The 20,672-nt window shown below is 63.9% G+C and carries 14 protein-coding genes; 5 read left to right on the top strand and 9 right to left on the bottom strand.

Going from position 1 to position 20,672, the window contains the following annotated elements; all coding sequences use genetic code 11:
* Positions 1 to 7: 7 nt before the first annotated feature.
* The 3 genes from HPY44_07195 to HPY44_07185 are packed head-to-tail and all read right to left on the bottom strand — an operon-like array spanning position 8 to position 3,794.
* On the bottom strand, positions 8 to 1,333 hold the full coding sequence (locus HPY44_07195) for a hypothetical protein (protein NSW55778.1): 1,326 nt from the start codon (positions 1,331 to 1,333) through the stop codon (positions 8 to 10).
* On the bottom strand, positions 1,330 to 2,559 hold the full coding sequence (locus HPY44_07190; GenBank protein NSW55777.1) for a hypothetical protein: 1,230 nt from the start codon (positions 2,557 to 2,559) through the stop codon (positions 1,330 to 1,332). Before HPY44_07190 ends, HPY44_07195 begins: the two co-directional genes overlap by 4 nt.
* Before the next feature lie 11 nt (positions 2,560 to 2,570).
* The gene (locus tag HPY44_07185) at positions 2,571 to 3,794 is read right to left on the bottom strand and encodes a DegT/DnrJ/EryC1/StrS family aminotransferase (GenBank protein NSW55776.1); all 1,224 of its coding nucleotides are present in this window, start codon (positions 3,792 to 3,794) and stop codon (positions 2,571 to 2,573) included.
* Positions 3,795 to 3,947: 153 nt separating this feature from the next.
* Between HPY44_07185 and HPY44_07180 the strand changes: the two genes are divergently transcribed.
* The gene (locus HPY44_07180) at positions 3,948 to 4,835 is read left to right on the top strand and encodes a hypothetical protein (protein ID NSW55775.1); all 888 of its coding nucleotides are present in this window, start codon (positions 3,948 to 3,950) and stop codon (positions 4,833 to 4,835) included.
* Positions 4,836 to 4,871: 36 nt separating this feature from the next.
* On the opposite strand, the gene HPY44_07175 is transcribed toward HPY44_07180, so the two are convergent.
* The 4 genes from HPY44_07175 to HPY44_07160 form a co-directional block, all read right to left on the bottom strand.
* A complete protein-coding gene (locus HPY44_07175) occupies positions 4,872 to 7,136 on the bottom strand; it encodes a hypothetical protein (GenBank protein ID NSW55774.1) in 2,265 nt (754 codons plus the stop codon).
* A 90-nt stretch (positions 7,137 to 7,226) separates the two neighbouring features.
* The gene (locus tag HPY44_07170) at positions 7,227 to 7,604 is read right to left on the bottom strand and encodes a sensory rhodopsin transducer (protein ID NSW55773.1); all 378 of its coding nucleotides are present in this window, start codon (positions 7,602 to 7,604) and stop codon (positions 7,227 to 7,229) included.
* A gap of 32 nt (positions 7,605 to 7,636) precedes the next feature.
* Entirely contained in the window at positions 7,637 to 8,521 is an 885-nt protein-coding gene (locus HPY44_07165) for a polysaccharide deacetylase family protein (GenBank protein NSW55772.1), read from the bottom strand.
* A 157-nt stretch (positions 8,522 to 8,678) separates the two neighbouring features.
* Positions 8,679 to 9,848, bottom strand: coding sequence for an aminopeptidase P family protein (locus HPY44_07160; protein ID NSW55771.1), 1,170 nt, complete (start codon positions 9,846 to 9,848; stop codon positions 8,679 to 8,681).
* Between the two features lie 228 nt (positions 9,849 to 10,076).
* Here HPY44_07160 and HPY44_07155 point away from each other — a divergent pair, with 228 nt between their 5' ends.
* Entirely contained in the window at positions 10,077 to 12,062 is a 1,986-nt protein-coding gene (locus HPY44_07155; protein NSW55770.1) for a beta-galactosidase trimerization domain-containing protein, read from the top strand.
* 105 nt (positions 12,063 to 12,167) lie between these two features.
* Here the strand turns inward: HPY44_07155 and HPY44_07150 are convergent, their stop codons facing one another.
* Positions 12,168 to 13,397, bottom strand: coding sequence for an MFS transporter (locus tag HPY44_07150; GenBank protein ID NSW55769.1), 1,230 nt, complete (start codon positions 13,395 to 13,397; stop codon positions 12,168 to 12,170).
* A 259-nt stretch (positions 13,398 to 13,656) separates the two neighbouring features.
* Here HPY44_07150 and HPY44_07145 point away from each other — a divergent pair, with 259 nt between their 5' ends.
* The 3 genes from HPY44_07145 to HPY44_07135 all read left to right on the top strand — a co-directional run bounded on the left by HPY44_07145 (position 13,657) and on the right by HPY44_07135 (position 19,354).
* Positions 13,657 to 13,908, top strand: coding sequence for a DUF485 domain-containing protein (locus HPY44_07145; GenBank protein NSW55768.1), 252 nt, complete (start codon positions 13,657 to 13,659; stop codon positions 13,906 to 13,908).
* Positions 13,901 to 15,496: a cation acetate symporter gene (locus tag HPY44_07140; GenBank protein ID NSW55767.1), complete on the top strand. Its 1,596-nt coding sequence runs from the start codon at positions 13,901 to 13,903 to the stop codon at positions 15,494 to 15,496. The genes HPY44_07145 and HPY44_07140 overlap by 8 nt, the downstream gene beginning before the upstream one ends.
* Positions 15,497 to 15,646: 150 nt before the next feature.
* Positions 15,647 to 19,354: a cache domain-containing protein gene (locus tag HPY44_07135; GenBank protein NSW55766.1), complete on the top strand. Its 3,708-nt coding sequence runs from the start codon at positions 15,647 to 15,649 to the stop codon at positions 19,352 to 19,354.
* A 6-nt stretch (positions 19,355 to 19,360) separates the two neighbouring features.
* Here HPY44_07135 and HPY44_07130 read toward each other — a convergent pair whose 3' ends face one another.
* Entirely contained in the window at positions 19,361 to 20,671 is a 1,311-nt protein-coding gene (locus HPY44_07130) for a hypothetical protein (GenBank protein NSW55765.1), read from the bottom strand.
* Position 20,672: the final 1 nt, after the last annotated feature.

Genomic DNA, 20,672 nt, shown 5'->3' with positions numbered 1-20,672 from the left:
GGACATATCAGAGCCCAACCAGGCGCAGGCCGGCGCCGCACATGTCCGCCCACGCGCGCACCTGCTCGCCCACGTGTCCGTAGCCGATCATCCAGTGATGGCCGATGCCTTCGGCGTGAATCCAGTCGATGAGCGCGCCGGTCTCCTGCTCGAAGCGAACCCTCACCGGGTTGCCCGGGAAGACCATCCCGGTGGGCAGAGCCTCGCCCTCGAGAAGCGCTAGCTGGTATCCGTCGGCTGTCGCAACGAGACTCAGCAGCGTCACCGCCCCGGGCTTCGCGGGGAACAAAGCGCAGACCCCCTGTCCCATGAGGCGCACGTCGGTTAGGGTAATATCGTCCAGTCTCTGCGCCAGCGAGAACGACCCTGACCCGCAGTGTGTGAAGATCACCGAGCCGTCTTCCAGCGGGTTGAGCCAGTCGGTGTGGTGGGTGGGCTGGCCCGTGAGTAGCTGCAGCACGAGTTGGCCCACCGCGCCGTTGACGTCACCCTCGCACGCTAGCGGGACACCATCATCCGCCAGAAGCGAAGCGGCGAGGCAGACGCGCCCCATGAGATGCGGATAGCAGCCCACAGTGAGCGCGTCCAGGCCTTCTTGCTCCACGAGCTCCCGCAGAGCGAGGTAGACACCCATCGCGTCGAGGCCATCCGCGTCCGGCACCTTCGAAGCCCCGGCGCTGCTTTTGACACCCTCCCACAGCGGCTCAGTCTCTCCGGCGCCGAACTCCCGCGCCCGAGTGAGCAGGCCGGGCAGATCCAACGGCACGACCCGCGGGCCCAGCACCTTCTTGAGCATGAACTCGTTCGGGGAAGTGTGGGTCATCCCGCCGATGCGCCGGCCAGCAAGGCCGACTCTTGCTCGCCGCATCCGGGCGTGCAACGCGGCTGCTCGCAGGTACCCCAGGGCGCGTCGACGGCATGTCTCGTCCCCGAGGTCGCCGAAAACGCACCCGAAGGGCCAGCCCAGTTGCTTCAGGTAGCAGGTGAGTTGCTGGGTCCCGCACAGCGCGCCGGTCTCCATGCCGGGCGTTGACCAAAGCAGCACCGGCGTGCGCCACTCCTCGAGGAGGTCGAGCACAAGATAGTCCTCGAACCAGCTTGCCGTGACCCCGGCGATGGCATCCACGCGCTCCTCGGCGCACCGGCGCCCGGCGGCCCGTGATTTGTCGGGCGTATCCACGGAGCCCAGTTCAAGGATTTCGCAACCCTCCTCACACAGCATGCTCGCGAGCGCTGCCGCGAGACCCGTGGCCTGATCAGCGCCCACTTCCAGCGGACTCGAGAGCGACAGGACCGCCACGTGCGCCCGCAAGCCGGGCCTGGGCAGACTCACGCCCACCACTCCTTCCAGGCATCAATGAGCGCCTCAATCCCGCTCCAAGGTGTGTCCGGGAAGACCGCGTCCACCGGATGCAGGATGAAGCGGTTCGTCGGAGCGAGGATCTCCAGGGCGCGCAGAGCCTCTTCGCGAATCCGCGCGGCGTCCCCGCTGCCTAGACTAAGGGCATTCGTGCCACCCACCAGGGTCATACGTTCCGCGAGCTCATCCCGCGCCCACTTCAGGTCCACGCCGTCCTGCACCGGGTCCACGAAGTACAGCAGATCGACTCCGGCATCAGCCAGCCGGGGCCCGAGCCTGGCAACGCCGGTGGTCATCACGTAGCCCAGCTTGCGGCCGTGGTGATGCACGAGGTTTGCGAGTGCGGACAAGTGCGGGAAGACGAAACGGTCGAATAGCACGGGAGACCAGAAGTCGGTTGACGAGTACCATCCCCGCTGCACGATGAGGTCCACATCCACCGAGGTCAGCGCCAGTTCGGTGCGCGCGTAGTCAGTCGCCGCGATGATGTCCACCAGTTGGCCGAAAGCCTCCGGCTGGTCCAGCGCCATCATGATTGCGCCTTCGGTGCCGGTGAACCATACCACGGCGTCCATCCCAAAGGCTGACCAAGCCTGCACCGCGACACCCTTCGCCCGGGCGAAAGCGCCGACGTCCTCCATGCGATGAGCGAACCAATCACGCGCGGCTTCATCCGGCGGCGCGAAGAGGTGCTGAATCACCGGAACGTCTGACGGACTGCTGACCGCGTGTTCCACGGCGCGGGGGATGTTGAAGTCTTCGATCAGCGGCACATGGTCGGGCTGAACCGGCCAACCGGGCGGGTCCGGCTGCGTCTGCTTCACCGCATGGCGCAGGCTGCCCGAAGGGGTCAGGTACTCGCGAACCATCACTGGATACCGGCCCTGCTCCGCCGGGATGCGCGAATCAGCCCACGTCACCTCTGGGCCGACGCTCCAGGGCACCGACACGTCCAGCAGGTCGTCTACTCCCAGCGACTGCCATGCAAGAACCCGGCGGAAATCGTCCTCCAGCGTCCACGGAACGGTGGTGGTGTGGAGATGCTCCATGCGCATGGAGTACCAGTAGTCGATCCGGCGCCGGCCGGTCTCCCAGCGCAGATGCTCCGGCGCAGGCAGCCCGAAACACCAGGTGGTGAGCGGCGGATGATCCGCCTGCTGGCCTGCAAGCGCGGCCCGGATGCGTTCGCGCGAGGTCACTGGGCTCTCCCCTACCCTTCCAAGGCGGCGCGGATCGTCTCGGCAGCCCAGTCTTCCTGCTCGGGTGTCAGGCAAGACGGCACCGGGATGATAACGGATCGACTGAAGAGGTCGTCGCTCTTCGGGCAGGCTCCGCGGTTGTAGTCACGAAGCAGGTCGGCGTTGGCTTCCAGGCTCCAGGGGTTGCCGGCGGCCGACAGGCCCGCTTTCGCCACAAGCGGCGGGATATTGTAGTAAATGTGCTGGCCCGTATCCGCCACCAGGCCCACATTGTGCATGCCCGCGGTGCGCAGGGCTTCCGCGACCCTGAGCGCCCGGGCGGGATGCTCAAGGATCAGAATAATGAAGGCCCCCGTGTCACCCGCTTCGTCGTGAAGGGTCCTGAATTGCACGCCGGGGACCTCGCCGACCAGGCTCTTGATCCGTCGCTTGGAAGCCCGCATATGGTCCACAATGCGAGGCAGCTTGGTGATCTGGACCGAGGCGACAGCGCCCGCAAGCTCGGTCATCCGCCGGCCCTGACCCCAGAGGACCGCATACGGTTCGGGCGTCGCAAGCCGGCCTTCGATCCGCACCACACCCATGTCGTGGGCTGAGAATGCACGGTTATAGAGCTTCTCGTCACTGGTGATGATCAGCCCGCCCTCGCCACAGGTCATGTTCTTGTTGAGTTGCAGGCTGAAGATGCCCATGTCACCGAAAGTGCCGACCTTGCGGCCGCCTACGCTGCCGCCATTGCACTGGGCGCAGTCTTCGAGCACCGGCACCTGATGGCGGCTCGCGACCTCCATGATCGCCGGCATGTTACAGGGGGCGCCGGCCATGTGGACCGGGATGATCAGACCTGTGTGCGGGGTGATTTTGCGTTCCAGGTCGGCGGGGTCCATGGTCAGGGACTCGTCCACCTCGCACAGGACCGGAATAGCGTTGGCCTGCACCACCGCGCCTATTGTGGCCACCCATAGGTAGGAGGGCACGATTACCTCGCTCCCGGGACCAATGCCCAGGGCGGCGAGGGACACTGTCAGCGCTCCGGTGCCGCTATTGACTGCCAGCGCGTGTTTGACCCCGTAGAACTCGCGTGCGGCGGCTTCGAGCGCATCCACATACCTGGGCGTGCCTAGTCCGTAATAGCGGAACAGGGACCCATTGCGCAGGACATCGAGCACCGCCTGCTCTTCCGCTTCGTCGATCCAGTAGGCTCCGGGGTATTCATAGGGCCAGGGGCTGTTCATGGCGTCCTCCGCGTGCAGGAGAGGGTTACCGGGGCTCTGCCCGACAGGTATGGGTTCCGCGTCACGCGGGCCTTCTCCTGCAGGAGCAGGCAGGCACCATGCGGACGGCGAACAGGTGATTGGCAATATCCGGGTCCGCAGGGGGTTGATGCCATGCACAGGGCGCACGCAGTAATGCTACTCCTGGCGGCGCTGGCGCCGTGTTGCGCCGAGTGGGGAGACGTGGCTGCGACGGCCTGGGTTCACGGGGAGCGCAACTGCCTCAGCGAAGACTACCGCAAGGTGTCCCAGACGATCCGCCTCCAGCCGGGCCTGAACACGCTGGCAATCGAAAACGGCCGGGGGATCATTTACGGTGCCCGCGATACCTATCACAGGCGCCGCCCCGTCAACGTGATCCTGAAGTTCGACCCGAACCGGGTGTCGAGCCGGAACACCGCGGACAAGTACACGCCGATGTCGCAGGCCGCGCTGTTCCAGCCCGACGGCCACATGACCAACAGCCAGATCACCGTAATCGCGAAAGCAACCACTACAGTGCATGCCTTCGTCATAGACCGCGTGCGTGCGGATAACGCAGGTGGCGTGGTGGTGGCGGCATACCGCAATGAGGGAGACTACATGTCGGTCTCGCCGGATGCAAAGCCCTTCGCCCGGGTTTGGGTGGACGCAAAAGCCAATTGCCTGGCCTGCGACCTGCGCCCCATAGGGAAGGCAGTCGTCCTGGAGCCCGGCGAATATCATTACACATCCGAGGGCGCCATCGCCTACGGGACGTCCAAACTGGACAAAGAGCGCGCATCGGCCCAAGCCTTGCTGGACCTTGATCCCGCTTGCGTGGACTGGTGTGACGTGGGTTGCGGAGGGCCGGAGGAATTCTGCGCTCCTGTCGCCGCGATGTACGCGACCGCGCCCTGGCATGAACGTAATCTGACCGTTCGCAAGCGCACCACGATCCACGTGTACGTCATGGACACGACCCCGGCGGGCAACTCCGGGGCCGTGAAAGTGGTCTTCCGTAAGGGGCACACGGGGATCTAGTGCCTCGCAGCGCATCTCAGTACGCCAGGCGCGGGCTCACAGCGCCTCGCGGGCCTGAGGAATGCGCTCGTCCACGATGTGCTGGAGCCGCGCCAGCTTCTCGCGCACCAGATCGGGACTGATCATGTACCCGTATGCTTCGCCATGCCAGCCCAGGCGCGGGTCGGCTTCCATGAGGGGGATCGATGTCGGCGCAACAGTCAGCTCATCGCGGCAGATCTCTTCCATGCGATCCAGCAATGCCCGCTTCTCCGAGACATCCTCGCTGGCGTAAAAGGCGTTGCGGGTCAGCAGGAAGTCCAGTACGTTCGCGGCACTTTGGGTTTGCAGGAGGTGAAACTTCGCTACCCCGACTTCGCGCTGCAACCGCCGCAGGTCCTCTCCCTTCGCCTTCGCCAGGGCGCTGTCGAACAGCCGCAGAGCTTCTTGCGCCTTCTCCACTTCGGAACGGTAACACATGAGCACCTGCTCCGGGGTGAAAGGCGAGCACCAGTTGAGCAAATCGCCTTCCACGTCCTTGTCCAGCAGCCAGGAATTCGGGAACTTCTTGTTCACCTGGTCGAAGACGAACCAGAAGGCCGGTCCGCGGCTGATCGGCCCGTTATACATGACCGGGATGCTTCCCGGGAAATCGTCGTGGGCCTTTGCGAGAATCGCCCACGCGGCCACCACATCATCCGCCGCATCCGGGCCGAAGTTGCGCACCGCAATGGCGCGGATTCCGTCTTCCACCGTGTCCGGCTGTGGGGCGAAGCTGAACTGCCCGGCGACCTCAGTGGCCAGGGACGGCATGTTGCCGAAGTTCCAGCAGGTCATCAGGCCGGAGACGCCGGTCTCGCGCAGCGTCACGTACTTCTGCCCGATCTTGTGGGGCACCGGCAGATAGGGGATATCCGGGTTTTCATGGGTGGTGCCGATCTGGATGCGCGCATACAGGGGGCGGTTGCGCGACAGCATGAAATCCGCAACACCGCGGAACCTCTGGCTGGGACCGACCACCTTGATGTTGTACTCGTCGTTGGTGTACGGGATGCCGCAGGCCTCGGCGGGTTCGCCGCGCTCGTAGTCACCCATGACGATGGTGTCCTCGGGCAGCGCCGCGAGCACGCCCTCCTGCGGGTCCGGTTCCCACATGGCCCAGCTCCAGTTCCACGCGATGATCTCAGCCTCGGGCTTCACGGACTTCGCGCCATCACGGATGAGTCGCACCAGTTCGCCCACCGTATCCTGCGGGGTCCGCTGACTGCACCGGGGGCATCCGGATACCTCGCCGAACCGCTCCTGGGGGTTCTCGGGGTTAATCCCGGTTCGGCACCAGCAGTGGCTGGGGTACTCGGAGGCGGTGATCATCACGAATCCGGCGAGGTCGGGCACACGGGTGAAGATATCCCGCGAGGATTCCCTCAGGTATGTCTTGATCTCCGGCGTACTGGTGCACAGGTTCACCATGGGCTTGTACGTGGACGCCGCGCCACGACACTGGGGATAAAGCTTGAAGAACTCGTCATCCTCTCGCATCCCCAGCGGCTCATTGAGGTACAGGAAAACCCGGATACCGTAGCGCGCGGCTCGCTTGCAGACGCCGTTGAGTTTGCCCAAGATCTCGTCGGAGTTCGCGCCGAACTCGGGGATCGCGCTGTTTCGGGCGAAGTGCCGGAAGCTGCCGCGGATCCAGATGCCGTTGAACCCGTGTTCCGCAAGACGCATAAGCATATTGTCGTGGTAGAAGATCTCGGGCCCGGCGTCCTCTTCCCTGTATCCCGGGTAGTCCATGCCGGGGCTGATCCATTCGGCATTGAACGGGTCCCCGCCGTATCCGGTGAACTCGTCCACGTAGAAAGGCGACAGGGGCGAGCGGTGAATGCGGTGCTTGAACAGGGGCTTGCGGGTCTCCTCGCAGACGGGCAGGATCGGCCCGCCGCGCTCGCGCATGAGGTTCTCCAGGCGGAATACGCCCTGCAATACGCCTGCAGGACCCGCGCCCGTAACCTCAATGCCCTCCGGTGACACACGGATTCGGTGGGTCTCCGGATTGCTGTCCAGCGCAGCGTCCACATCGAGGAGAATGCGCCTGCGAGCCCCACAGCAAGTCAGTTCCCCACCAACAGACTGCGCCACAAACTGCGCGAAATGGTCTGCCGCCACCTGGGTGGTCTCGCTGGTGTCGGACAGGCTCAGCGCCCATTCGGCGTCAAGGGTCACTTCGCCCGGCCCGGCAACGACATCCTCCCGGCGGAATGATTCGGCATAGGTCGGCGAGAGCAGTTCGGCGGCGAAGGGCATGGACTCGATGATCTTCATGGCAGGCTCTCCTCAGATGCTCGCGAACAGGCAGAACCGCCGGTCTGTGGAGGCAGACCGGCGAGGTGTTCGGCGGTGAGAGTTTTGCGGTCAGTCCGCTCCGAAGCCCATAGTGGTGTAGTACGCCAGGTTCGGCTGGCGCACGTCGGCGCGCCCAATCTGTGCCACCACCGGCACTGAAGATCGCAGCCGCAGGGCGTACTGGCCGAAGGGAACCTGGAAACCGCGGTCACCCACGGGTTTGTCCATGCGGAAACAGGTGACGCGCCGCGCCGGGGCAAGAAGTTTGATGCCCGTTTCTGGCTCGCGATCCGAGAAGTACACGTCCATCTCGATATGCGCGTCCTCGTCGCCCGTGTTGAGGACGATCAGGGACTCATGGCCCTCGAGGGGCAGATCATCCGCACCGGCCGGCGGCAGGTCGCCGTCGGGGAATATCCAGGTTGTGCGTCCGTCTCCAGCGCTCATATCGGTCTCCTTGGTTCGCTGTTCAGGGCAATCTACGCCCACTCCGCCGCGATCGCTTTGGCGGTGGTGAATCGTGCGCCGCGCGCCTGCAGTCTGTCCACGAGAATTGTGAACTGCTCCAGCGCGTAGTCACCGCAGTTCTCCACCAGGAAGTAGTCGGGCTCCACCGCGCCCTCGCCGTAGTGCAGGCGGGTGGGCATGGGCATGAACTCCCACGGGTGGAAGTAGAAGCAGAGCACCACCGGCAGCCCGCGTTCGGCCACGTAACCGATGAAATTGTCAATATGCACCATGAGCGCGTCGGCGCTCTTTGTACGGAACAGTGGCCACTGGTCGCGATCCCGGTGGTACTCGTCGGTGCTGTCCACGGTCATGTCGCAGAAGTTGGGGATCTCGATGAGCTTCGAATCCCCGGTCTGGGTCCAGTCCTCGCGGCTGGGGTGATACGGGACAAGCTGCTTCTCGTAGAAGTAGAGCGGGTACGAGGCGTCGGCCACGTAGCCCAGGTCTTCCAGAGCATTGCAGACGGCGGTACTGCCCCACAGTCGCGGTGCGCGGAAGGACACCGGCTGCTCGCCCAATGCCTCGGCTACCCATTCCGTGGCGACTTTCAGGCGGAAGGGGACTTCTTCCACAAGCAGCGGGCGCACGCCGGGGATCTCGAAGATGGGGTCGCCCACGGTCTCGTGGTACAGCGCATGGCAGCCCACTTCATGCCCCGCGGCGGCGATGCTCTTCACGACGTCGGGGTGCAGCCGCGCGGATTCGCCGGTGAAAAAGAACGTGCCGGTGATGCCCTTGTCGCGGTACAGATCGAGAATCTTGGGCGTACCCTCAGTGATCCCGCGGTACTCGATGCCCCAGCTTCCGATGTCGGTCTCCATATCGAAACCGAAGACAACGCTGATGTCGGTCATGGTGTGTCTCCCAGTGAATGTCACGTAGCCGGACCGTCTCGGTCGGCGTGGTCATCATCATGCGCGTAGGCCGACCGTCCCGGTCGGCAAGGCCGTCTCTCAAAGACCGTCGGGCGGGACGCTCGACCTACGCGTTATCCCGCAATGCCCGACTCCGCTACAACTCCAAGACCTGGTTGTACTTCTCCGACAGCCACTCCACGCCGGTCTTCGTCACGCGAACGCCATTCTCCCACCGCAGGCCGAACTTGCCCTTGATGTACAGGAATGTGTCCACCTGGAAGGTCATGTTCTCCGCCAGCGGATACTTGCTGGAGCTTTCCATCCACGGGCGCTCGACTTCCATCAGGCCGATGGCGTGACACGGGCCGTAGAGCAGGTAGTCGCCGTACCCCGCGGCCTTGACGATCTCTTCGAACTTGATAACCACATCCGCGGCGGGCTCGCCGGCCTTCATCATTTCCGCGGTCTTGTAGTGCATCTCCAGGCCGAAGCTCACAAGGTCCCGCATCTTCGCGGGCATCTTACCGATGCAGACCGGCCGGCCCACGCTGGAAGAGTACCCACTCACCAGCGCGCCGATGTTGAGCTGGATCAGCTCGCCTTCCTTGATGACCTTGTTGCTGGGGCGGCCAATGGCATGGGTGCTGTTCTTGCCGGAAAGGACGTAGGTCGGGTGGCCCTCATATTCCGCACCGTTCTCGTACATCGCGGCCTGGGCGAGACCCACCACCTGCTGCTCGGTCATGCCGGGCTTCATGTTGTTCAGCACATACTCGGTGGCGATCTCGCTGATGCGGAAGGCCTCGCGCATGCACTTGATCTCATTGGGGCTCTTGATGGTGCGCATCTCCACGATCAGGTCGTCGGCGCGCACAATCTTCGCCTTGCCCGCCGCCTTCTTCAGGGCGTCATAGACCGTGACCGGCATGACCGGCATACCCGCCACGCCGATGCGCTTGACTTCCTTCCCATCCGCGGCTCTCGCGATCACGTCGGAGAAGGTGTCCAGGACCACGCCGGGATACTCGGGCTCCGCGGATTCGCGGTACTCAAGGAGCTGCATGATCCTGTCGCACTTGCTGCGGTCCTGGGCGAAGGTGAGAGTTTCCGGGCCGATGAGCAGGATCGGGTCGCCCTCGCGGCCAAGGGCCACGCCGCCGGTTTCGAACAGCGGCCAGTAGTCCGACAGGTAGCGCACCATGGACGGGTCGGCCTCGTCGCCGTGGGCGATGAGCACGTCCAGGTCTTTCTCCGCCATCTTCTGCTGGAGCGTTGCCCAGCGCTGCTGGAACTCAGACTTAGGAATCGAGAACTTGCCGGCCATTGTGCTGCCTCCTGTGACTTACGGGTCTCATCATGGAGCCCTGTTGTGCGCACACAGATGCCGCTCACCGCGGTCCGGAGAGGAAAATTCGCCGGGTGCCGCAGCCATTCCTGCACACGGCGCGCAGAAGTCGAAGGAACCCGGCTTTCCTTTGGGGAACCAGCGCTCAAACGCTCCATGTCGCGGGAGCGAACAACCTGAACCGGCCAAGTTTGGAGGCCTCGCGCCATGCACAACCCGAAGTGGTGCATCTTTTTCGACTTCCACACCATGCCCGCCAACCCCGACGTGGGCAAGGGCTTCGACTTCGACGATATTACCGGCCAGCTTGCCGATTGCGGGGTGGACTACATTGTCTTCCCCGCTCGCTGCAATCTGGGCACGGCATATTGCAACACCAAGGTGGGCATCCGGCACCCGGCGCTGGAATACGACCTGATCGGGGAACTGGCGAAGGCCTGTCAGAAGCGGAACATCGCGCTGACCACGTATATCAACATCGGCCTGAGTCACGAGGAAGGCCTGCTGCACCGGGACTGGCTGGTGCTCACCCAGGAAGGCTACACCTACAAGCCCAACCGCCTGGACCACTTTTTCCGCAGCATGTGTTACAACTCGCCCTACGGGGAGCACGTGATCGAGATGGTGCGCGAAGTGGTGTCCGGCTACCCGATTGCCGGCCTGTTCTTCGATTGCATGTATACGCCGCCGTGCGTAGGCGTGGAATGCATTCGCGAGATGAAGGAACTCGGCTATGACTGGCAGGATGAAGAGCAGCTTCACGACTACAACTACATGAAGATGAACCGCATGGCCCGGCAACTTGCGGATGCGGCGAAGAGCATCAACCCCGAACTGCTGATCTACTGCAACGGCATCGACTACGAGGCCCAGGACGACATCGGCACCTACCTGGAGTTTGAGTGTCTGCCCACCGGGGGCTGGGGTTACGAGGCCCTTCCCATGGGCGCAAGATATCTGCGCACACTGGGCAAGCCCGTGCTCAACATGAGTGGCCGCTTCCACAAGTCCTGGGGGGATTTCGGCGGCATCCGCACCGAACCGAGCCTGGAATACGACTGCGTCTACGGCATGGCTAATGCCATGCGCACCACCATCGGAGATCATTTCCACCCTCGCGGGGATATCAACCAGCCGGTATTCGACCTGTACAAGCGACTGTACAACCGGCTCCAGCAGTACGAACCGTGGCTGGAGGGTGCGACCGCAGAAGTGGACACGGCGGTGGTCTGGCAGGCGCCGTACCCGGGTTACAGGTTCATGAGCCCCACGCGGCGCCAGTACTGGGATAAGCAGTACAATGCCATCAAGGGCGCCACCCGGCTTCTGTGCGAGTTGAAATGGCAGTTCGATATCGTCACCGACTTCTGCGAGTGGGACAGATACGAGCTGCTGGTGCTACCCGATCACATATCGCTCAACGCCGAATGGGCGGCGCGTATACGCAAGCATCTGGACAAAGGCGGAGCGATCATCTCCAGCGCATGGTCGGGGCTGGACCCGGAAGGCAAGGACTTCGTGCTTGACGACTGGGGCGCGCGGTTCATCGGCGAAGATCCGTACGATCCAGCGTTCTTCAGGCCCGCAAGCGAAGTCGCCGAGGGCCTGCCTGACATGCCCATCACCCTGTACCAAAAGGGGACGAACATCGAGCCGCTACCGGGCGCGGAAGCACTCGGGGAGATCATTGCGCCGTACTACAATCGGCACTGGGACGGCGAGCACGGGTTCGTATACATGCCTCCGGACAGACCCACCGGCCGCGCCTGCATCATCCAGAAGGGTCGGCTCGTGCATCTGAGCCACCCCCTCTTCTCAAGTTACATCATCGACGCCCAGGTGCCGGTGAAGCAGCTTATCTCCAACCTGCTGGGACGGATCATGCCCGAGCCACTCGTAAAGGCGCCGTCGCTGCCTTCCTTCGCCCGGGCCAATGTCACCGCACAGCCGGGGCGACGCATGCTGCACCTCATGAGTTACGTGCCCGAGCGTCGGGGAAACAGTGTGGACATGATTGAAGAGCGCATCGAACTGCGGGACGTGCCCGTCGCCTTGAGAGCGGACGGGCGCGAGGTCGCCTCGGTCTACCTCGCACCAGACAGGGCGCCGCTGTCCTTCGAGGTGCGCAACGGGTATGTCCACACCACCGTGCCGAAGGTGGATGGATACGCGATGGTGGTGTTCGAGGGGTAGGGCAACCGGCCGCCATTGCCTGCGACGAGATCGGGGGGCGTGTCCGCCGCAGTAGTGCTCCCCCAAAAACCGTCGGCCAGACACGACCGGGCATTGAGGGCTCACTCAGTGCCCGGTTTCGCTATTCTCCGACGCCCGGATGAGCCGCGGGATGATCGCCAGCACAATGACGAGAATCGCCATGGAGACGGGCAGCACGAGCACGCCCGACCGCAGGCCCAGCGCGTCGCCGAGTCTGCCGATCGCCCACGGGAAGAGAACGCAGCCGCCCACTCCCGCCGCCGCGAGCAGCGAGAAAAGGGACGTTGACCCGGTGGAGATGTGATCCGACGCAACCGACAGAAGCGTGGGCCAGAAGCAGGCGACGAACAGCCCGCCGAGGCTGAACAGGATGTAGACCACGGTGAGACTGGGGGCGAAGGTCAGGCCCAGGGTCGCCGCCCCACACAGCGCCGCGGAGACGATCATCAGCCGCACCGGGGACATGCGCATGACCAGAGCGCCACTCCCGAAGCGCCCGATCGCCATAGCGATCCCGTAAAGCGCCGTCGCCAGCGCGCTGAACCGTGCCGATGCCCCGAGCACGTCGGATGTGAAATTGGGCGCCCAGGAGGTCAGCCCGGCTTCGCACCCGCCGCCCATGATCATCGCCACTACCAGCGCCCAGAAGAGGGGCATGCGCAGGAAGCGCCGCACATTGTCACCGGTAGTGACGCCTGTCACCGCGTGGTTCTGTGGAGCGGGGTAGCGCGGGGTCATGAACAGGAAGGCGCAGACCACTGGCGCCAAGGACCACAGCCAGAACGCGTGTCGCCACGAGTAACCCGCTTCCTGCAGTTCTCCTGCACTCAAGGCTCCGGCCACAAGCCCCACGGAAAAGAGCCCATTGAGCAGGTTCAGCGCGGTGGCCGAGCGCGTGGGGTGAAGCTGGGCAACCAGCGGGTTCAGCAGCGCCTCCACCACCCCTTTGCCCAGCCCCGACAGGATCATCGCCATCTGCAGGCCGGAGTACGCGCCGGCTTCGGCACCCCAGCCCTGGGCCGCGGCAATGCCAAGGAGTCCCCAGAAGAGGAAATGGCGCTTCGCAGGTCCCTCGCCCAGCCACCCGACAATCAAGAGCGACACCAGTAGTGCTGCCATGCGTATGGTGATGAGCAGACCGCGCGCCTCGTACTCCACGCCGAACTCGTCGCCGATGGCGTCCAGGCATGCGGGCGGGACGGCCAGCACCGCGCCGAACATCACCATGCAGAGTGTGGATGCGGTGATCAGACGCCAGTAGGCGACTGGAGCGGAGGCTGTGGTTTCGCTGTCCACGACGAGGGTCTCAGACATGAGTCACGCTTTCTATGGATGCAGGCGGTGTCACTTGCGACATGGCGACGGGCACACGGTCCCGGATAGAGAACCCTTCCAGCCCCGAAATGGTTTCCTCTGCCGGCCACCGGGACCTCCCGCGTAAGCTCCCCAAAAAAGAACCTCACCAGCAGGAGGAATCGATAACCGAGTGTCGAAAAGTTAGTGGGCTTGCTGGTAGCTCCTGGGGGACGAAACAGACTTCTGCTGTCAGATCCATCCACAGGAGGGTAGATGCATGACGTACGAGCAGATGCAGCAGCGCCAGTTGCAGATGAGTATCGCCCTCGCCGTACTGTTCCTGTTGTCGATGTTTGTCATCCCGTTCCTCAACCACGCCATGCCGGAGACGATGCTCACACCGGTGATGGGCATCCCCTTGGTGTGGTTGATGGTAGGGATCCTTCTGCACCTGGAGTTCTGGACCATCGCCATACTGTACACCGTCTACTCGAACAAGTGGGAGAGGCAGGTGGCCGAGAGTGAGTAGTCTTCCCCTGATCGCAACCATTATCGTTCTCGCGGCCACAATCATCATCGGACTGATGTCCGCTCGCAAGGCCAAGACCCTGAGTGACTACTGGGTGGCCGGTCGCAGCGTGGGCGTGTTCACCAATGCGTCCGCGATTTCGAGCAACTACCTGAGTGCCGCGTCCTTCCTCGGCGTTGCAGCGTTCGTCTGGGCGAACGGTTTCGACGGTGTCTGGTATGCCACGGGTTTTGCAGCCGGCTACATTCTGCTGCTCCTCTTCATCGCCAGCCCGCTGCGGCGGTTCGGGCAGTACACGATTCCTGACTTCTGCGCCGGGCGCTTCAACTCCGTACGCCTGCGACGCATTGGAATCTTCTGGACCGTTGTCATCTCCGCGGTTTACATCATCGCGCAGATGGTGGGCGTCGGAACGCTCATGGAATCGGTGACCGGGCTGCCGTGGGCTCTGGGTGTAGTCCTGCTCGGCGGTGTCATCACCCTCTACGTGGCCTTCGGCGGAATGACGGGCGTAACAATCACCCAGATGATCCAATTCTGGATCATGCTGTTTGCGATGGTTGTCCCGCTCATGGTGTTGCTCGCGCGGCATCCGTATCCGGAACTGTTGACCCATGCGTACGGTGACACGGCCATCGTTTCAGACTCGACTGACAACATGGCAGGGACCACCGTCAGAGGGAACCCGGCCTTCTCCGAAAAGGAGAAGGAGAAGTTTCCCAACGGTCGCGCATGGCTCATGCCTTTCAATAAGTTCAATCTCTTCTCCAGCGTCTCGTTGCTGATCGCGCTGGTCTGTGGGACGGCTGGTCTGCCGCACATCCTCGCACGTTTCTACACCAACCCGGACGCGGCCAAAGCGAGATGGTCAACGGTCTGGGTGCTGATATTCATTGGGATTTTCTACATCACGACCCCGATGTGGGGGGCTTTCGCGCGCATGGTGCTTGGTCCCGAGGCGGTGCTCCTGAACGACGCTGGAGAGCCGAACCCCAACTCAATGATGCTCGTGACCAGCAAGGAAGCGGGTGAATGGGCCGTCGCCCTTGTCGCGGCGGGCGCAATCGCCGCGCTGCTCTCCACGGTGTCTGGACTGCTGATTGCGCTGAGCTCCGCCTTCGCTCACGACTTCTACGGCACGATCCTGCGCCCAAACGCCACGGACGGTCAGAAGATCCTCGCGGCGAAAATCGCTGTGCTCGTCTGTGGTGCGCTGGCGATCTTCGTCGGCATCGGCTTCCGCGATGCGAACGTTGCCTGGATGGTGGGCCTGGCTTTCGCGGTGGCCGCCAGCACGTTTTTCCCGCTTCTGACCTGCGGAATCTGGTGGCGCAGAATGACTGAGCAGGGCGCGTATGCGGGGATCATGACTGGCGGGCTCATCTCTTCGGTTGTCGTCATTGGCAAACTCGCGGGACTGTGGGCCTTCGAGCAGCCCGCGCTGATCAGTGTGCCTGCGGCGTTTCTTGCCATCTTCCTCGTGTCCAGGGCCACCTGGGCCGGGACGGCGGAGGAGACCCGCGCGAATCTGGAGCAGTCCTTTCACCGCCTCCATGACCCCAAGGGTGACAAGGCCGCGGCCGGCTGATCCTGTTCTACCTGCGATCTGCCTCAGTACGGCGGCCCCGCAAGGCCGCCGTACTTTTCTGCGGGCAGGATTGCGCCCGGCCCAAGCCGAAATGTTCCCTGGCTCAAGGCGTCCCGGCCTTCAGGCTGATGTGGATAGATCCCGAAGAACATGCACCTACGGGGCATGAATGAAACCACGCGGGTAGACTTCCACTGTCACTCGATCTACAGCGACGGCACGCTTGCGCCGCGGGAGCTCGCACGCCGACTCGCAGCGCACCGGGTGGAATTCGCGGCTCTCGCGGATCACGATACACTGGAGGGCCTTGACACCTTCCGCCAGGCAGTCTCCGACAGAGGCATCGGTGTCATCAACGCCGTTGAGATCACCACGCGCCTGAACGGCAGTGAGACCCACCTCCTCGCATACGGGTTTGACCCGGACCACCCCGAACTGCGCGCCACCCTCGCTTCCCTGCGCCAGTTCCAGGCGCCCGCGGCCGGCAGTGTCGAGGGGTCGATTCGCGGCAGAGGCGCGGCTCCCCGGGCAGGAGAGGCGGCCGTATCCGCAGATACGGCCGCCCCCGGCGGGAGGATCTCCACGGAAGACGCCATCGCCCTCGTCCACCGGGCCGGGGGCAAGGCATTCCTGGCGCACCCGCTCACCACGATCCCCGATGTCCAACACCTCCGTGAAGTCCTGGAGCGCCTGAAGGAGTGGGGGCTCGACGGCATTGAGGCCTATTACGGTCCCTATCCCGAAGCTCTGCGGGAAGAGCTTGCAGCGATTGCGACCGAAATGGGGCTGCTGGTCAGCGGCGGGAGCGATGCGCACGAGGCCAGGACCGGAGGCGGCAGGTCGTTTGGCGTGGATATGCCTACCGGAGCCTGGAAAGCATTCCGTGATGCTGTATGCAGCGTGAGCTCCCTGACGCACGAACAACCGGCCGCGCCCGGGCATGTTGGTCTGAGGCGTCGTCACATTTTCTTCCACGTTGTGGTCCCCACCCTTCTTGCAATTACGCTGTTCGCGGTGGCCCTGAACGCCGTCTTCCTGCCGGCCTTTGAGAGATCCTTGATGGACCGCAAGCGCGAAATGATCCGTGAGCTGACCAACTCCGCGTGGAGTATTCTCGCCGGATACGAGCAGGAAGTGCAGGCCGGGCGTCTCACCCACAAGCAAGCCCAGGAAATGGCGATCTCCCGCATCGAGAAACTGCGGTATGGTCCTGAAGGAAAGGATTACTTCTGGCTGCAAGACATGCACCCGCGCATGATCATGCACCCGTACCGCAAAGACCTGAACGGCGCTGATGTGTCGGACTTCAGAGACGCCCGGGGAAATCGCATCTTCAAGGAGTTCGCAGAGGTCGTCCGCCAGCGACAGGAGGGGTACGTGGACTATGTCTGGCAGTGGAAGGACGACCCCACTCGCCTGGAGCCAAAGGAGTCCTACGTCCGGGGTTTCCAGCCCTGGGGCTGGATCATCGGGACCGGCCTGTACACGGAGGATGTGAGCCGGGAGATTGCGCGGGTAGAGCGCAGCCTCCTGCTCACTTCTCTGGGTATCTCCGCAATGGTCGCCTTCCTGCTCTTGTATGTGCTCAGACAAAGCCTGCGCATCGAGCGCGAGCGTCGGGACGCCGAAGAGAGTCTGCGGGAATCCACCCGGCGCTACCAGTCCCTGGTGGAGGCCACTACCGAGGGAACGCTCCTGGTGCTGTCAGGTCGATGCCGATACGCCAACCCCATGCTGCTCGACCTGATAGGATGCACGGCTGCGGAGCTTGAACTGCTGGACCTGGAGGACGTCCTGCCGCGCATTCGTGAGAATGAACAGGCATGGCAGCGCATCGGGGATCTCCTCGAAGGGCGCGAATCGCCGGAGGGCTTCGACGGGACCCTCCAGCGCCGTGATGGATCGCTTGTCGATTGCGCCCTGGGCCTCAGCCGGATTCCCTTCGCCGCGCGCGGCGGCCTCATTCTCCTTGCGAAGCCCGTTGGAGTGCTACTGCCGGAGGGCACTGATCCAGGACCTGCCGGCGACCGGCAACACGGCGCGGTCTCCGAAGCCCTGCCGGCGGGACTGCTGCGGGCTCTCGCGACGAGCAAGGGCACGGTCATCAGCGCGAGCGCCTCGGCTCGAAGGCTGCTGGGGTATGCCGAGAGCTCCCAGACTCAGGGCTACGCCCTGTCCGACCTGTTCCCGGACGCGACGGCCTACGGGCAGTTCCTGGCGGGATTGTTGCGAGACGGCAAGGGTGAGATTCAGCTGCACCTGTCTGGGAGTGACCTGACCGGGCGCGTCCTGAGCCTGCGCGCGGTGCTCGTAAAGGGCCACCGCGGGCAGGGCAAGTACGTGGACGCCGTCATTGAGGACGTCACCGTCGAGGCCCGCCGGGAAGCGGAGAGAGAACACCTGATCAACCGGCTGCAGGGCTCTATGCTCTTCCTGCACGAACCAGTGGGGCAGGCGGAACACGGCGCGGTCTTCTGCGACCTGGATACCCCGGTTCGCACCGTTGCCTACATGATGTCTTCCGCTGACACCGGTGCAGTGCTGGTTCGGGCGCAGTCCGGTGAAGTCATGGGCATCTTCACCGACCGCGATCTGCGCGAGCGAGTTGTGGCCGCTGGAGCCGACCTGGACGCACCTGTCTACCGGTTCATGAGCTCTCCCCTGATCACGGTGCTTGCGAACGCGGAGATTTGCGAGGCCCTGGCGCTCATCGACCGAGCCGGCGTGCACCATCTCGTAGTCGTTGATGACAGCGGGCGAGCCACCGGTGTCGTGCGCGGGCAAGAGCTCCTCCAGTACCCGAGCTACGGACCGCTGGTTTTGGCGGCGGAGGTATCGCGGGCGAGCCGGGTGGAGGAGGTCGTGACCGCATGCAGGCGCGCTCCCGGGTTCGCCCGGTCACTCCTGGAGAGCGGCGCGCACCCGGACCGGGTCACCCGAATGCTCACCTCTGTGTGTGACGCCGCCTGCGAACGTTTCATCGCCTTCGCATGCGACCGGCTCGGGCCGCCGCCGGCGCCCTACGTTTTCCTGGCCCTGGGCAGCCAGGGACGCCAGGAACAGGTGCTGTCCAGCGACCAGGATAACGCCATCATCTATGCTGCCGAGGCCGGAGATGACCCGGCGGTTGCGGAGTACTTCCAGCAGATGGGCAGTCTCGTCTGCGGCTGGCTGGATCGCGCCGGGTATCCGTACTGCAAGGGCGAAGTGATGGCCCAGAACCCCCGCTGGTGCAAGCCGCTGGACGTCTGGAAGGGGTATTTCAGCGAGTGGATCCGCGGCGGAGAAGCCCAGCAGGCCCTGGAGTTCAGCATCTTCTTCGATCTGCGCCCTGTGTCCGGAGCTTCCGAACTGGCGGCTGAACTGCGCGCTCACGTGTATGAGGAGCTGTCGACGAACCCCGCGTTCCTCATGCACCTTGCCCAGAACGCCCTGCAGTACAAGCCGCCCATGAGGATTTTCGGCCGAATTCTCTCCGGCGGCGGGGTGGATCAGGCCGGGCAGATCAATCTCAAGGACGCGCTCATTCCCCTCGTGAGCTTCGCCCGGCTCTATGCCTTGCGACACCGCCTCGACAAGACCCACACCCTGGACCGGCTGGACGCGCTGCAACAGGCAGGGGTCCTGACCGAAGCCAGCCGAGACGAGACGGCAACCGCCTGGGAACAACTCACTCGACTGCGCTTGAAACAGCAGGCCGCCGACCACGATGCCGGGCAGCCGCTGGACAATCTCATCAGCTACCGCCGCATCAGCCAGCTTGATATGACTCTGCTGAACCAGGCCTTCGCACAGATCGGGGCTATCCAGAACCGCATCAGCCACGACTTCCTGGGCGACGCCCAGGTCGGCACCTGAGCGCCGTCACAAGGCCCATCCCCAGACCCATGCGAACCCGGCTTTGCCCGACCCGTCATTGGCTCCCCAGGTCGACGGGTCGGAGTCCAGTATTGTGTAGTTCCCCGCGGGAAGGTCGATGTGCGGCTCCACCTGCCAGAAGAGGTTTTGGCGCCCGGCCTTGTCCCCCACTCCCGCGGCATCCCAGGGACCGTATGCAACCCCTGCGTCGCTGACCAGCGTGAGGGTGCCCGGCGTAGCACCTTTGCCCCCGTTGTGGTGGTAGGTGCGCAGCATGGTAACCCGGTGGGGGGTGTCCAGCGTGAACCGTGTGGGCTGTGTTGCAATGCCCCGCAGGCCATCCGAATTACTGTTGGTGAACAGCAGCATCGCCTCCCCCGCGAAATCATCGGCGGGGACACCGTTGACCCACGCAAACCCACGGCCGCCGGACGCGCTGTTCGCGCCCCAGGTGGATGGGTCGGAATCCACGACAGTGTACTGCCCCGCCGGGACCACGATCTTCGGTTCCACCACCCACATGATGTTGCTCCGCTGCTGGTCGCCTGCTCCCCTCGCCTGCCAGGGGCCGTACACCGCTCCGTCGGCACCACGCAGGGCGAGGGTCCCCGGAGTGGCGCCTTTGCCGCTGTTCCAATGATAGGTCCGCACCAGGGCGATCCCGTGCGGGCGATCCAGTGAGAACACAGTGGGCTGAGAGGGTCCGTTCTGCACGCCCACCGTATTGCTGTTGTCGAAGAGTGTCACGGCCTGGTCCCAGACCAGTTCCGCCCGGGGCTCGAGTGCGGTTGCCGCGGTGGTCGGCTCAGGGCGAGGCTGGATCTTGAGCGGCTCTTCCTCATCAACGGGCAGTCTGGGGTCGTTCGTTGGGGGAGGGACAGGCGGGTCCTTGCCCTCATCCACGGTGTCCTCGTCGAAAAACACCCCCCGCTTCGTGCTCTCGGTCCGCCAAAGCGCGAACACAGACGGCATCTGCTGGTCGCCCAGTCCCCACTGGAAACCGTTGAGTGCTTTCCCGTGGCGCGCCAGTGTGAGGTTCGCGGTGAAGGTCTCCGTCTCCCCGTCGATCTTCTGGCTGAAAGTGGCCTCGAAGGACCGTCCCGACGCATCCACCGTCCCCGTGATCGTGCCGCGGATGACCTCATTGCCCACATATCTGCGGAAGGTGCCGGTGACTGCGCTGCCGTCCACCTGAAGGGTGACATAGTAGCCCGCGCTCTCCCAGTTCCCCGCCATTGGCGAGACGTCCTGGGCCGTGACGAGTACGCAGAGAATGCCGGCGAGCAGAGAGAGCATGGGGGGGCCGAAGCGCTTCATC

The sequence above is a fragment of the Armatimonadota bacterium genome (genome assembly GCA_013314775.1).
In the GTDB taxonomy this organism is placed as follows: Bacteria; Armatimonadota; Zipacnadia; order Zipacnadales; family JABUFB01; genus JABUFB01.
The sequence above is the reverse complement of the archived record's forward strand: the minus strand, read 5'-3'. Positions and strand labels throughout refer to the sequence as shown.

Coding starts and splice junctions, on each gene's coding strand:
- HPY44_07130 (NSW55765.1), bottom strand. CDS start 20,671: ATGAAGCGCTTCGGCCCCCCCATGCTCTCTCTGCTCGCCGGCATTCTC.
- HPY44_07155 (NSW55770.1), top strand. CDS start 10,077: ATGCACAACCCGAAGTGGTGCATCTTTTTCGACTTCCACACCATGCCC.
- HPY44_07165 (NSW55772.1), bottom strand. CDS start 8,521: ATGACCGACATCAGCGTTGTCTTCGGTTTCGATATGGAGACCGACATC.
- HPY44_07180 (NSW55775.1), top strand. CDS start 3,948: ATGCACAGGGCGCACGCAGTAATGCTACTCCTGGCGGCGCTGGCGCCG.
- HPY44_07175 (NSW55774.1), bottom strand. CDS start 7,136: ATGAAGATCATCGAGTCCATGCCCTTCGCCGCCGAACTGCTCTCGCCG.
- HPY44_07145 (NSW55768.1), top strand. CDS start 13,657: ATGACGTACGAGCAGATGCAGCAGCGCCAGTTGCAGATGAGTATCGCC.
- HPY44_07135 (NSW55766.1), top strand. CDS start 15,647: ATGCACCTACGGGGCATGAATGAAACCACGCGGGTAGACTTCCACTGT.
- HPY44_07185 (NSW55776.1), bottom strand. CDS start 3,794: ATGAACAGCCCCTGGCCCTATGAATACCCCGGAGCCTACTGGATCGAC.
- HPY44_07150 (NSW55769.1), bottom strand. CDS start 13,397: ATGTCTGAGACCCTCGTCGTGGACAGCGAAACCACAGCCTCCGCTCCA.
- HPY44_07170 (NSW55773.1), bottom strand. CDS start 7,604: ATGAGCGCTGGAGACGGACGCACAACCTGGATATTCCCCGACGGCGAC.
- HPY44_07160 (NSW55771.1), bottom strand. CDS start 9,848: ATGGCCGGCAAGTTCTCGATTCCTAAGTCTGAGTTCCAGCAGCGCTGG.